The organism is Streptococcus oralis, assembly GCF_026782125.1.
Classification (GTDB): Bacteria; Bacillota; Bacilli; order Lactobacillales; family Streptococcaceae; genus Streptococcus; species Streptococcus oralis_CE.
Genome location: NZ_JAKUVY010000003.1, coordinates 31,836 through 45,539, shown reverse-complemented (window position 1 = coordinate 45,539; position 13,704 = coordinate 31,836). Strand labels below are relative to the sequence as shown.

Annotated in this window: 11 protein-coding genes; 9 read left to right on the top strand and 2 right to left on the bottom strand. The window is 43.7% G+C overall.

Going from position 1 to position 13,704, the window contains the following annotated elements; genetic code table 11:
* The first annotated feature begins 44 nt into the window (after positions 1–44).
* Positions 45–1,853 (top strand): glutamine--fructose-6-phosphate transaminase (isomerizing), encoded by a 1,809-nt coding sequence (gene glmS / locus MK385_RS03450; RefSeq protein WP_268725303.1) that lies wholly within the window; start codon positions 45–47, stop codon positions 1,851–1,853.
* Positions 1,854–1,963: 110 nt separating this feature from the next.
* The gene (locus MK385_RS03445; RefSeq protein WP_268725302.1) at positions 1,964–3,016 is read left to right on the top strand and encodes an LLM class flavin-dependent oxidoreductase; all 1,053 of its coding nucleotides are present in this window, start codon (positions 1,964–1,966) and stop codon (positions 3,014–3,016) included.
* 230 nt (positions 3,017–3,246) lie between these two features.
* Here the strand turns inward: MK385_RS03445 and MK385_RS03440 are convergent, their stop codons facing one another.
* Positions 3,247–4,104, bottom strand: coding sequence for a 5'-nucleotidase, lipoprotein e(P4) family (locus MK385_RS03440; protein ID WP_000703383.1), 858 nt, complete (start codon positions 4,102–4,104; stop codon positions 3,247–3,249).
* Between the two features lie 367 nt (positions 4,105–4,471).
* Between MK385_RS03440 and MK385_RS03435 the strand changes: the two genes are divergently transcribed.
* Genes MK385_RS03435 through MK385_RS03405 form a run of 7 tightly spaced genes read left to right on the top strand, consistent with a single transcriptional unit; the run spans position 4,472 to position 9,807 of the window.
* A complete protein-coding gene (locus tag MK385_RS03435) occupies positions 4,472–5,476 on the top strand; it encodes a uroporphyrinogen decarboxylase family protein (protein WP_268725301.1) in 1,005 nt (334 codons plus the stop codon).
* An 11-nt stretch (positions 5,477–5,487) separates the two neighbouring features.
* Positions 5,488–5,691 (top strand): hypothetical protein, encoded by a 204-nt coding sequence (locus MK385_RS03430; RefSeq protein WP_095726288.1) that lies wholly within the window; start codon positions 5,488–5,490, stop codon positions 5,689–5,691.
* A 2-nt stretch (positions 5,692–5,693) separates the two neighbouring features.
* Positions 5,694–6,692 (top strand): uroporphyrinogen decarboxylase family protein, encoded by a 999-nt coding sequence (locus MK385_RS03425; protein ID WP_268725300.1) that lies wholly within the window; start codon positions 5,694–5,696, stop codon positions 6,690–6,692.
* A gap of 11 nt (positions 6,693–6,703) precedes the next feature.
* On the top strand, positions 6,704–7,582 hold the full coding sequence (locus tag MK385_RS03420) for a transporter substrate-binding domain-containing protein (protein ID WP_044021435.1): 879 nt from the start codon (positions 6,704–6,706) through the stop codon (positions 7,580–7,582).
* Positions 7,583–7,614: 32 nt separating this feature from the next.
* Positions 7,615–8,307 carry an amino acid ABC transporter permease gene (locus tag MK385_RS03415; RefSeq protein WP_268725299.1) on the top strand — a complete coding sequence of 231 codons (693 nt, stop codon included), beginning with the start codon at positions 7,615–7,617 and terminating at the stop codon, positions 8,305–8,307.
* 3 nt (positions 8,308–8,310) lie between these two features.
* On the top strand, positions 8,311–9,033 hold the full coding sequence (locus MK385_RS03410; RefSeq protein WP_061416042.1) for an amino acid ABC transporter permease: 723 nt from the start codon (positions 8,311–8,313) through the stop codon (positions 9,031–9,033).
* A 9-nt stretch (positions 9,034–9,042) separates the two neighbouring features.
* The gene (locus tag MK385_RS03405; RefSeq protein WP_268725298.1) at positions 9,043–9,807 is read left to right on the top strand and encodes an amino acid ABC transporter ATP-binding protein; all 765 of its coding nucleotides are present in this window, start codon (positions 9,043–9,045) and stop codon (positions 9,805–9,807) included.
* An 83-nt stretch (positions 9,808–9,890) separates the two neighbouring features.
* Here MK385_RS03405 and MK385_RS03400 read toward each other — a convergent pair whose 3' ends face one another.
* Positions 9,891–13,607: a pullulanase gene (locus MK385_RS03400; protein WP_268725297.1), complete on the bottom strand. Its 3,717-nt coding sequence runs from the start codon at positions 13,605–13,607 to the stop codon at positions 9,891–9,893.
* Between the last annotated feature and the right edge of the window lie 97 nt (positions 13,608–13,704).

The window sequence follows — 13,704 nt, the reverse complement described above, 5'->3', positions numbered from 1 at the left end:
ACCAATTTAAGGGGAAAGCACAGCTGGTCTGTGTCGTATATACTATGTGTGGAATTGTTGGTGTTGTTGGAAACACAAATGCAACTGATATTTTGATTCAAGGGCTTGAAAAGCTCGAATACCGTGGTTATGATTCTGCGGGGATTTTTGTCCTAGGTGGTGCTGAAAATCACCTGGTTAAGGCTGTCGGTCGTATCGCAGAATTGTCTGCTAAGACAGCTGGTGTTGAGGGGACAACTGGTATCGGACATACGCGTTGGGCGACTCACGGAAAACCAACTGAGGACAATGCTCACCCACACCGCTCTGAGACAGAACGTTTTGTCTTGGTGCACAACGGGGTGATTGAGAACTACCTTGAAATCAAGGAAGAATACCTTGCAGGTCACCACTTTAAGGGGCAAACAGATACTGAAATTGCTGTTCACTTGATTGGAAAATTTGCGGAAGAAGAAGGTCTCTCAGTTCTTGAAGCCTTCAAAAAAGCTCTTCACATCATCCGTGGTTCTTATGCCTTTGCCTTGGTTGACTCACAAGATCCTGAAGTTATCTACGTAGCTAAGAATAAATCACCACTTTTGATTGGTCTTGGGGAAGGCTATAACATGGTCTGCTCAGATGCTATGGCTATGATTCGTGAGACCAACCAATACATGGAAATTCATGACCAAGAGTTGGTAATCGTCAAGGCTGATAGCGTCGAAGTTCAAGACTATGATGGTAACAGTCGTGAGCGTGCTAGCTACACTGCCGAACTTGACCTGTCTGATATCGGTAAGGGAACTTACCCTTACTACATGCTCAAGGAAATCGACGAGCAACCAACGGTGATGCGTAAACTCATCCAAGCCTACACAGATGAGGCAGGTCAAGTTGTCGTAGATCCAGCTATCATCAAGGCTGTTCAAGATGCAGACCGCATTTACATCCTTGCAGCTGGAACATCTTACCACGCAGGATTTGCTTCTAAGAAGATGCTGGAAGAGTTGACGGATACACCTGTTGAACTTGGAATTTCATCTGAGTGGGGCTATGGTATGCCACTTCTCAGCAAAAAACCACTCTTCATCTTTATCAGCCAGTCTGGTGAAACAGCTGACAGCCGTCAGGTTTTGGTCAAGGCCAATGAAATGGGCATTCCAAGCTTGACAGTGACAAACGTTCCAGGCTCAACTCTTTCACGTGAAGCCAACCATACCATGCTTCTTCACGCAGGACCTGAAATTGCCGTAGCATCAACCAAGGCCTACACAGCGCAAATTGCAGCTCTTGCCTTCTTGGCAAAAGCAGTCGGAGAAGCAAACGGCAATGCCAAAGCGCAAGCCTTTGACCTGGTTCATGAGTTGTCAATCGTAGCTCAGTCTATCGAATCAACCCTTTCTGAGAAAGAAAACATTGATGCCAAGGTTCGTGACCTTCTTGAAACCACTCGCAATGCCTTTTACATTGGACGTGGTCAAGACTACTACGTAGCCATGGAGGCTAGTCTTAAGCTCAAAGAGATTTCTTACATCCAGTGTGAAGGTTTTGCGGCAGGAGAACTCAAGCATGGAACCATTGCCTTGATTGAAGAAGGAACGCCTGTCTTGGCCCTCTTGTCAGATCCAGTCCTTGCTAACCACACTCGTGGAAATATCCAAGAGGTCGCAGCCCGTGGTGCCAAGGTTCTCACTATCGCAGAAAAAAATGTTGCTAAAGAGACAGACGATATCGTTCTGACGACCGTCCATCCTTACCTCTCACCAATCTCAATGGTCGTGCCAACGCAATTGGTTGCCTACTTCGCAACGCTCCACCGTGGCCTTGATGTGGACAAACCACGTAACCTTGCCAAGTCAGTAACAGTAGAATAAACTAAGAAAGTCTAGTTCATCTAGGCTTTTTCTAATGAGCAAATTTATTAAAAATGGGACTAATTAGTGATAAAATACCCTAAAACTAAAAGAGATAGCGAGGAAACGGGATGGTAGAATTAGGAATTTCAACATTTGGTGAAACAACCGCTCTGGAGGCGACTGGACAGATTTACAGTCATGATGAACGTATTCGTCAGTTGGTGGCAGAAATTGAGTTGGCTGATAAGGTTGGTTTGGATGTGTACGGGATTGGGGAGCATCATCGGGAAGACTTTGCGGTATCGGCGCCAGAGATTGTTCTTGCAGCTGGGGCAGTCAATACCAAGAAGATTCGTTTGACCAGTGCAGTCAGCATACTCTCAAGCATGGACCAGATTCGTTTGTTCCAACAATATGCTACCATCGATGCCTTGTCAAATGGACGGGCAGAGATTATGGCAGGGCGTGGTTCATTCACCGAGTCCTTCCCTCTGTTTGGTTATGACTTGAAAGACTACGAAGCTCTCTTTGATGAAAAGTTAGATCTGCTTCAGCTGGCAAATGAAAACACCAAAGTGAACTGGCAGGGGCAATTGACTCAAAGCATTGCTGGAAAAGAAGTCTATCCTCGTCCTGTTCAGGACAAATTGCCATTGTGGGTGGCGACAGGTGGTCATGTAGAGTCAACAGTGAAGATTGCTCAGGCGGGGTTGCCGATTGTCTATGCCATTATCGGTGGCAATCCGCGTTATTTTAAAAAGCTGATTCAAGCTTATCGTGAGATTGGAAGGGGTGCCGGTCATGCGGATAAAGACCTGAAAGTGGGTGCTCATTCTTGGGGCTGGATTGCTGAAGATGGCGAGCAGGCTGTAAAAGATTATTTCCATCCGACTAAGCAAGTGGTGGATGCGATTTCCAAGGACCGTCCACACTGGCAGGAGTTGACCTATGAGCAATATTTGGAGCAAGTTGGTCCAAATGGTGCCATGTTTGTGGGAAATCCAGATCAGGTAGCAGAAAAATTGATTCGCATGATTGAGGATTTAGACTTGGACCGTTTCATGCTCCATCTACCGCTTGGTTCTATGCCACATGATCAAGTTTTGAGAGCTATTGAACTCTTCGGCACACAAGTGGCGCCCAAAATACGTGCTTACTTTGTCATGAAAGAGGGGTTATAAAAAAATTCAATCAGTTGAGTCGATTGGTGAGGAACACCCATGGATTCAGCAACAGGTGGAAGTGGTACAAGCGATAGAGCATACTATCTAGTGGAATATATACTAGTTTATACCAAGTACAAGATAAAATAGTAAAAAAGACGATTTCCGCTTGGAAATCATCTCTTTTTGATATTCTCGCAAATACGATATCTTGTAGTTGGTGTAAATTGGTAGATAGATCTCTTATTTTATTTATCAAAACCTTGTAAGTTTTTTTGGCGCTCTTCAGTTTGACCCTTGGCATCCAATTTATTACCATTGTAAACAGTGCTTTCCCATGATCCGTACATTGGGTTAGGGAAAATGATGAATTTCTCACCAAACTCTTTTTGTAATTCCTCTAATTTTTGGTCGCGCTCAGTTTCAGAGGTCTTTGAAAACTCTGCAAAGTCCACAAGATTGTCTCCTAGTAGCATGACTAAGTTGGTTTTTTCTTGGACTGCTTGTCTACGACCTTCTTTAGATTTGACGCCTTTTTCTAAGAACATGAGATGATCGCGGCTTTGTACAGGAATTCCTTCATTTTCTAGGTTTTTGATCGTATCATCTACCTGATCTATCGTACGGTCAGATACATAGTAAATTTGGACACCGTTTTGGTCTGCAAATTGGAGAAAGTCTTTAGCACCTGGTACAGCCTTGGCTGCGGCTTTTTTTACCCAGACATCCCAGTTTTCTGGGGTAAATGCTGTTCCATCTTTGACATTTTGCGCTTGATAAGGGCTATTGTCTAATACGGTTTCGTCTAAGTCCAAAACGATAGAGTAGGGTTTATCTGTCTGTGTTTTTAGTAGTTCTTTCAAACGATCAGTAGCGACATTGTAACCTTGTAGATAGAGTGCCTTGGTCTCAGCTGCTTTTTGATACCAAAGAGTTGACATAGTATTTTCTCTTGAACGCAACTGATCATAGGTCATTGTAACCTGATTGTCAGATGTACTACTTTGTGTTGTCTGTGAATTTGCCGAATTTGTGCCACAGCCAGTCAGTAAAATGACGGAAGCAAGTGTAGAAGCAATTGTAATGGTAACTTTGGATATTTTCATAATCCCATCCTCCTAATAATAGTCTATTAATATTGTAGCGTTTTCATGGGATTTGTGCAAGGAAATATCGAGAGAAAAGAAATTTTTCAGTAGTAATTTGGTATTAGGATAAAATTATGTACTTAATTTGGGAATGAAGATGGATATAAAAAAATTCAATCGGCTTGATAGAAAATCTATATCAACTCCTTTTTGAAAAATAGATGAAAATAAAGTGAATCTTTGAAAGGCTAGTAACATCAAGCTTTTTAGGGATTTTTTTCTTTATAGATATAAAAATTTCCAATCGAGTCGATAGTCAATATATATTGGGAAAAGGGGAAAAGGAGTGGTAAGATGGTTTCAATCCAAATGGAAGGAGAAAGGTATGGCAAGTAAAAGAGATTTAGTCTTTAGAGCGATTCGAGGCGATGAAGTGGAAAGAGTTCCTGTGGGATTTTGGTTTCATTTTGTAACACTCGAAGAAAAGGGGCAGGGATTAAATAATCCACGTATCTTTCAAAAAAGTGTTGACGGGCATCGTAACTACGTGGAAAGGATTCGCCCTGATTTTGTAAAAATTATGAGCGATGGTTTTTTCCTTTATCCAAGTAATGTCTATAGTCCTAAGATTGCAAGCATTCAGGAGCTGACTTCTATTGAGTCGATTGGTGAGGAACACCCATGGATTCAGCAACAGGTGGAAGTGGTACAAGCGATTCGAGAGACCTTTACCGAAGAGATTGTTTCTTTCTACAATATCTTTTCCCCTATCTCCTACCTCAAGCGCTGGTTCCGCACAGAAACATCTCGAGGAGATAGGGAAGTGGCTGATCTATTGCTTGAAAATCCTGAGCAATTTAGAACTATCCTAGATGTGATTGCAGGAGATATTGCTATCCTAACTCAGAAAATCATTCAGCAAGGTGGAGTTGACGGGATTTACCTCAGCACCCAGGAAATTCAAGATGAGCGCATCACACCAGCACTTTACCAAACCTATATAGAACCGAGCAATATAGCGATTTTAGAGGCAGCTAATCAGGTTGGTGGGACCAATATCCTCCATATCTGTGGTTTTGAAGGTGCGAGCAATGATGTGACGATATTTAAGGACTATCCAGCTCAAGTGGTCAACTGGGCGACCCACCATGAGGATGTTAGTTTGACACAGGGTCAAGAGTTGTTTCCAGGCAAGGCCGTTTTAGGTGGATTTGAAAATGGCAAGAAAAGCTTGCTTTATCAAGGTTCCAAGGCGGAATTGCAAGATGAAACAAGACGGTTGTTGGCTGAAGCGGGTAGTAAAGGCGTTCTTCTGGGAGCTGACTGTACTGTTCCAGATGACTTTGACTTAGAGAGGTTGGACTGGATTCGGCAGGCAGCTGTTCTCTAAAAGGAGGAGTTATGAAAAGTAAAAGATGGGGCATCTTCATTGCAGTTATCGGTTTGCTGGCTTTGGTTGCCGTAAGCGTCGTAAAAAATGGGCACTGCAAAAATGGAGAGAGATGTCGTGGAGTTCAGGATTTTTCCAAGTCCAGTCTCCCCTTTCTACGCTCGAATGATATCGCAAGCAGTTTATTAGTTGAAAAAGTAAGAAATGGAGAATAAGAATGTCAGAAAAAAAAGAATGGGTTTTAAAAGCATTTAAAGGTGAAAAGGTTGATCGTGTGCCAGTTGGCTTTTGGCACCATTTCACATCCGAAGACGAATGGCTACACGGTTTTTCAAATCCAGTCATTATCGAGAAGAATATTGAGGGCCATAAGCGCTTTATCCGAGAAGTTCAGCCGGACTTTATCAAACTCATGAGTGATGGCTACTTTGCTTATCCAAATCCAGCGATTGCCAAAGGCAAATCACTTCAAGAATTAGCGACCATTCAACCACTCGGACCAGATCACACTTGGATAAAAGAGCAGGTTGACTTGGTTAAGAAAATCAAGCAAGAGTTTACAGAAGATATCGTTGCGATTTACAATATTTTTGCTCCTGTGACCTATCTCAAGTGGCTGCTTGGGGAAGTGTCTGGCGGAGATGACCTTATTGCGGACTTTCTGGTGGAAGATCCTGAAGCCCTTAAAAAGGTGTTGGATGTGATTGCAGAAGATATTGCTAGTCTCTGCCGAGCTGTCATCAAAGAGGCTGGTGCTGATGGAATATACCTCAGCGTGCAGAGTATCCAAGATCAACGAGTGTCAGCAGCAGATTATCAAGCCGTCATTGCACCTAGCGAGATAACGGTTCTGGAAGCGGCTAGTGCTGTTGGTGGCGTCACGGTTCTTCATATCTGTGGCTACGAGGGGGCGCGAAATGATATTCACCTTTTTGCAGACTATCCAGCCCAAGTCTTTAACTGGGCTGTAGGACCAGAGAGAATCACTCTCAAGGAAGGTCGTGAGATTTTCAAGGGACGTACGGTTCTTGGAGGATTCGAAAATGGCAAGACAGGCTTACTGTATACTGGTAGCAAGGATGCCATTCAGGCTGAGGCAAAGAAACTAGTTGCAGAAGCTGGGGAACAGGGCTTGGTACTTGGGGCAGATTGTACCATTCCAAGTGATATCGCAGTTGAACGTATCCAGTGGGTGAGAGAAGCGCTTGAAAACTAAAGGAGAAAAAGATGAGTAAAAAAGCATGGATTATCGGTGGTGTAGCAGTTGTTGCAGTAATTGGGGCAACGATTATCGGGAGAAGTTTAGTTGGCGCTCCAGCCAAGGAGGGAGAAACGGCTTCGTCTGCTGAAGTTATAACCTTGAAGGTTGCCCATACACAAAACTATGTACCTTATGACTTTGTCAATGAAAAAGGGGAATCAGATGGTTATGAGGTAGCTGTTTTGAAGGCTGTTGATGAGAAGTTGGCAAACTATCAATTTGAATATACGGGTACCAGTGATGATGACCTCTTGATTGGTCTGGAATCAGGCAAGTATGACATCGGAACCAAGGGAGCTTGGTACACAGATGAACGAGCTAAAAAGTTTGTCATTCCATCTGAACCAGTCGGAGCGAGCATCATCGGATTTACTGTCAGAAAAGAAGATGAACAGAAATACAAAACCATTGATGACTTTGCTAAGAATAAAGGGAAATTGGTTCCCATCTCTCCACAGAATGCTCAATGGAATGTCATCACCAGCTACAATGAAAAACATCAGGATGCACCGATTGAGCTAACAGCAGCTGAATCCTTTAAAGTGGCAGATGCCTATGCCTGGGTCTTGGAAGGACGTTATGACGCCTTCTTTGATATCAAACTGTCCTTTGAAAAAGCAGTTACCGCAGAAGATGGCCCTTACCACCAATATGCGGATAAACTCAGCTGGTTCCCATACAAGGGTATTCCAACTTATCCCTTGATTCACCGTGATGAAAAGGGTGAGAAATTCGCTAAAGAATATGAAAAAGCAATCAAAGAGTTGAAGGAAGATGGCACGCTTGCTAAGCTATCTCAGCAATACTTTAAAGAAGATGTCTTTAGTTATGTAGACAAAGACTAGACCAGAAATTACAAGACTAGAAAGGGTTTTGCATGGTTTCTTATGATTTTTCCAAGGTCTTTCAGTTTTTGCCGACCTTATGGAAGGCACTTCCTATGACCTTGTCCATTCTCTTTTTTACCACTCTTCTTGGTTCCCTTTTTGGAGGTCTCTTGGCCTGGGCGCAAGTAGGAGAAGACAAGAGTTTTGCAGCGATTTCCAAAGGCTATATCTTTACCCTACGTTGTACACCGCCGATTGTCTTGCTTTTTCTAGTCTTTTATGGCTTGCCAGAATTTCTGAAATGGTGGCTTGGTTTGGATATCAACAACTGGTCTAAAACTATTTTTGTTCTCTTGACGATGATTCTCTTGTTTGCGGCTATTGTTGCCGAGGTTTTCAAGGCGGCCTATCAAGCTATTCCAAAGGGGCAGACAGAGGCCGGGCTTAGTATTGGTTTGACTCCAAGTCAGACTTTTTGGAGAATCATTTTTCCTCAAGCTTTTCAAGTTGCTCTTCCCAATATAACAACTGCTATTCTCAATCTCATGCGGGATGCTGCCTTGGCCTATACGATTGGTTTTGTTGATGTTATGGGGGCCGGGAATCTCTTGATCAGTCGCAATTTAGGGAACTACTCTCTGGAAACCTATACGGCAGTTGCGCTTCTTTATTGGGGGATTGCCTTGGTTATTTCTAGCTTGAGTCGTTTGCTTGAGAAGTCTTTGGAAACAAAAGGGAGGTAAGAAATGGATATAGACTATATTGTAAAGACCTTTCTGGAGACCTTGAAGGGTGTGCCAATCACCTTGATTATCATGATTGTGGCTATGGTCTTAAGCTTTTTACCAGCTCTATTTTTAGCCTTGGGGCAGATTTACAAGGTTCGAGGTGTGAGGAGTTTTTCTCTGGTCTATCTGGCCTTTATCCGAGCGACTCCTCCGATTTTATTGATTCTCTTCTTTTATAGTTTGTTTCCAAGTTTGCTGAATCAATTTTTCAAAAGCATAGGAAGTGACTTTGATATTTTCAAACTTGATCCTCTCTACTATGCCTTCATTATTTATAGTTTGATGACAGTCGGGAGTTTGTCGGAGATTTTGCGTTCAGCCATCTTGACGGTGGACAAGGGACAACTAGAGGCAGCGCATGCGATTGGCTTGACTACGACCCAGGCCTATCTAAGGATTGTTTTTCCTCAAGCCTTGCGCTCAGCCTTGCCTAACTTGGCCAATCTGGTGATCAATATCGTCAAAGGGACCTCCCTGGTCTTTGTTATGACCATCAAGGATATCACCGCTATTGCTCGTGTGGAAGCGTCCTACGGTTACCAGTATTTTGAGTCATATTTTGTGATCTTTTTGCAGTATATTTTGATCTGTGGTTTGATTCAGTGGGGCTTCTCTCTACTGGAAAAAGGCTATGTGAAAAAAGAAAAAAGTGCAAAAGCATCTAGTGCGCGTTTTGTATAGGAGGACAGGATGTTACAAGTAGAACATATCGCAAAAACATTTGGTGAGAGGCAGGTGCTGGAGGATGTCAATCTCCAGGTCAACCAAGGGGATGTCGTCGTTATCTTAGGGCCATCAGGTTCGGGGAAAACGACCTTTCTCCGTTGTCTCAACCACTTAGAAAAAGCTGATAGCGGACGTTTGACATTGGCAGGAAAGACCTATGACTTAGCCAAATTAAGCAAGAAAGACATTCTAGAAATTCGCCAAAAAACAGCCTTTGTTTTCCAACACTACAATCTCTTTGCAAACAAAACTGCTCTGGAAAATATTCTAGAAGGCCTGACCGTCGCTCGTAAAGTTCCCAAGGAAGAAGCGCTAAAACGTGCAGAATATGCCTTGGAAAAAGTTGGTTTACTAGCTTACAAAGACTACTACCCTTCACAACTATCTGGAGGGCAACAACAACGAATAGGGATTGCGCGTGCTATTGCCGTCAAGCCCGAGGTCATTTTGCTAGATGAACCAACATCTGCACTAGACCCTGAGTTGGTTGGAGATGTTCTGGATGTTCTGAAACAGTTGGCGGGAGAAGGTGTGACCATGGTGGTCGTCACGCATGAGATGGGATTTGCTAGAGATGTCGCAAACCACGTTATTTTCATGGATGGAGGCCGTATCGTAGAGGAGAACAATCCCCACGATTTCTTTAGTCGTCCACAAGAAGAACGAACCAAGCAGTTCCTAGCTCGTATCTTATCAGATGCCACCTATAGCGTAGAATATATGATTTAATAGATAAGTGTATCATAAAAACAACACCCCATGACTAGAAGATTCTTCTAACCATGGGGTGTTTTCTCTATAGGAGGGCTAGGTTATTTCTTTTTCTTGTTTTTTATCAACCATCCAAGTCCGAGAAGGGCAAGGATGCTGAATCCAGCAAGGGCAAGAAGGGATTTGCTCTCAGTACCTGTGTTTGGAAGGACTTTATGAGAAAGAGCCTCGGCAGCAGTTTCTTGAGAGTCAGGATTTGCTACTAGGTTTTGATCTTGGACTTGTTCTGGTTCAACTTCCAAGCTAGAAAGATTAAACTCTGGTTTTTCTTCCACAGCTGGGGCGACAATGGCACCACCTTGAGACAAGCGAAGAACAACGGCAGTGAGAGCATTCAATTTCAAGCCTTTTTCAGTCCATTCGAGACCTTGAGGTTTAGCGATTCCTACTGGTCCGGCTTGATTTTCATCTGCGAGGACTTCGGCCTTTCTCAAGTGAGCAAAGGTAGTTCCTAGAGTAAATTCACGAGCCTTATCATCCGCATTGACAAAGACAGCGTAGACATCACCGTTTGGAGCAGTAATTTGGTAGCCGATGACCACGTCTTCTTTTTCAACGCCATTTTGTCCTGGGACAGTAATGAGGTGGACGCGCTCCTTGATATCTTGCAGACTCTTGAGTCGGAAGGCGTCTGTAGATTGACGAAGAGCGATCAATCCTTTCATGTAGTCACGACTCTTGACATTTTCAGGATATGCTTTGCCATCTGTAGCCTTGGTCCAGTCAAACTTGTTGACAGCATCACTAGAGTCATAAGAGTCATGGATAAAGTAAGGATAGACAAATGGCTTGCCGTCTTTGTCACGTAACAAGTGAGACTTGTTTGGAACCTTATCCTCTGAGACAGGATTCTTATAGGCTGGATCAAGGAATTGTTTGGTACGTCCGTATTCCTGACCAGAGTGGATAAACGGAGTTCCTTGAGCGGTCAAGACCATGAGGTTTCCAAGTCGCAAACGACGATGGATCTCAGCGTAGTTTTCAGCCTTGCTTGGGTCTTTTTTGATCGACTGAGCAATAATGTCAAAGAGGGTCAAGTTATCATGGGCTGCGATATACTGGATAACATCTCCAGGGTTGTCTGCTTCAAAGTTGGTTGGTTGGGCAATGAGATTTTTAAAGATGGTATTGATATCGCGTTTGCCACCTGTGATAAAGGCAGGTTGACCTTCGTTTGGATAGCCAGACTTGAGGTTGTTACGGATGTCGTCTGAAAAGACAGCGACAGTATCTGTTTTCTTCATCCAATCTTGGTCAGCAGGTTGTACAGGCGTATTTTCATCACCAGTATAGGTTCTCCAGCCTTCACCTAGCATGATAAGATTTGGATTGAGGGCGCGTGCAGCTTTGTACGCTTCTTCGATAGAAGCCGCATCGTGGTCACCCATCATATCAAAGCGGAAACCATCTACTTTGTAGGTTTCAACCAGATACTTGATAGAGTCTACCAAGACACGTTTAGACATGTAGTGGGTAGTTCCCAAACGGCCGCCTCCGAAGCTAGTACGTGGAGTTCCGTCTGCGTTCATAAAGTGGTAGTAGTTTGGCTCAATATCCTCAAAAATATCAACATTGGCAGTATGGTTGTAGACCACGTCCAGGATAGCACCCATGCCACGTTTGTGGATTTCGTTGATGAGGTTTTTGAATTCGGCAATACGTTTTTCTGGATCCTTAGGATCGCTTGAGTACATACCAGTCAAGGAGAAGTAGTTTTGAGGGTCATATCCCCAGTTATAGTTGCTGTTGCTTGAAGCGTAGGCAGACAAACGTTCTTGGTTCTTCAATTCATTGACAAAGTAGTAGGACAAGACAGGAAGGAGTTGGATATGAGTCACACCCAAGTCTTTAAGATAGTCTAGTTTTTCGATAAAGGCTTCAAAGGTACCAAATGGTTTGGTCAAGTCTTTTGCGATGGCAGGATCCGAAGTGAAGTCACGTACATGAGCTTCATAGATAACGGCATCTTCACGTGATTTGAAGTTACGAATCTTTCCATAGGTCAAGTCTTGCGGACCTAACTTCGCTGGATCGACAAAGGCAGCTTTAGCGACCTTATGAGCGGCATCTGTTTTTGCTAGGTCACTGTTCCAAGCCGCTAATGATTTGGCATAAGGGTCAAGAACGAGGACAGTTTTACCTTGGCGCTCGATTTGGTAGTGGTAGTAGTAGCCAGTGTAGTTGCTGATACCGAGACCAGAGTTTGCATCCAGAGTTTGTTTCCAGGTTCCTTTTTCTCCTTTTTCAAGGGCGACAGTTCCAACTACTTTTTCAGGATCTTTCTTGTCATAGATAACAACGGAAACCTTATCAGCACTTGGAGACCAGAGGGTGAGGTCAACACGCTTGCCATCTTCTTTTAGAGTTGCGCCGAGTGGCCCATCGTAACTGTAGGACTCATCCTTGAGGCGCCAGCTTGAACGTGTGGTAAAGCGGTCTGAATTGTAGCTGACAGTGTAAGGGTGTTGGGTGTCAGAGAAGTTGCCGATGTAGGTCACTTTTTTACCTGCCTCATCCACTTCCACGTCTGTGATAGCTACTTTATTCCCTTGGTAATCAGTGATGCTGGAGTGTTTGAGGATATCATCTTTCTTAGCTCCAACGAGGGTAGAAAAACTGCTTTCGATACGAGATTTAGCCACGTGTTGGGCACCAGTCATGCGGATATCGTGCACATAGTAGGGGTTAGTGTAGATGGTTTCGTCATCATCTTTGAGGAAAATCTGACTGTGATTTTTTAGATCAGTGAATTTATAATCTTCTTTTCTGATTTTCACATCATCGCCTTTCTTGCTTTCGTCTAGTAATAAAAATCCAAATTCTCTTGCAGCTTCATTGAGTGGGATATCAATGTAGCGGCCATACTTTCCAGTTGCGGTAAAGTCAGTACCGTCAGGCCATTCTCCACTGCTTGGTTTTTTGACATCGCCCCAATACCAGAGAGATTTTTTGTCATAGTTTCCGTCGGTGCGGTAGTAGTTGACACGGACTGTTCCCGCTGGCTGAGGACGGTAGTTGTATACCTTGTAGTTTTCATCTAACCAAGCCTCGTTCATTTTTGGAGAGAGGCGCTCTACCGAACGGTCCCCTGTCAGGTTATCCCCTTTAGTATTGTTGATGAGGAAGCTGACCTTCTTGGCTTGCTCATTTTTGAGTTTGACATCGAGATAATAGCCGTAGTCATCTTTCTTGGCATCCTTGAAGGACTTGGCTCCATTGGGCCAGTTTTCAGACGGCTTTTCAACATCGTCCCAAGTCCAAAGACCTTGAGAATCTTTGTTTTCTTCAGGGAGTTTCTTTACATGGATACGGAAGTGGTTGTCTGCGATGGGTTCTTCAGAGGATGTGTCAGCTTGTGGTTTTTGTTCTGAAGTTGGCGTTGCAGTGCTGTTATCTACTTTCTCTTCCTTGCTGTTAGCCTGGCTTGTAGTAGCATCTTCTTTTTTAGGTGTTGCGGCTGCTAGAGCAGCGTCAGTTGCGGGGGCTTCCTTTTTAGTATCAAGGGAAGCGTTTGCATTGTTTTGCTCAGAAATAGGCGTTTCCTTCTGAGTTTGACTCGTTTCAGTCTCAGTAGGGGCCTTGGTCACAGCGCTGGTATTTTCCTGAGCTTGGGGGAGGTTCTCGTTGGCCGAAATAGTTGGCATTGCAGCAGAAAGTAGGACAATGCTGGCACCGATAAGGACAGAGCCTGTTCCATTTTTCAAGGAACGAATACCGTAAACCATTTTTTTCTCAGTTTGAGATGGGTTCTTTTTCATCACAATTCTCCTTGTGTAGTTATTCCCTATCAGTATAGCACGAGGTAAACATTTATGCAAGCGTTTTCCTAGTTTTTGAAAGAAAATTTTATGATTC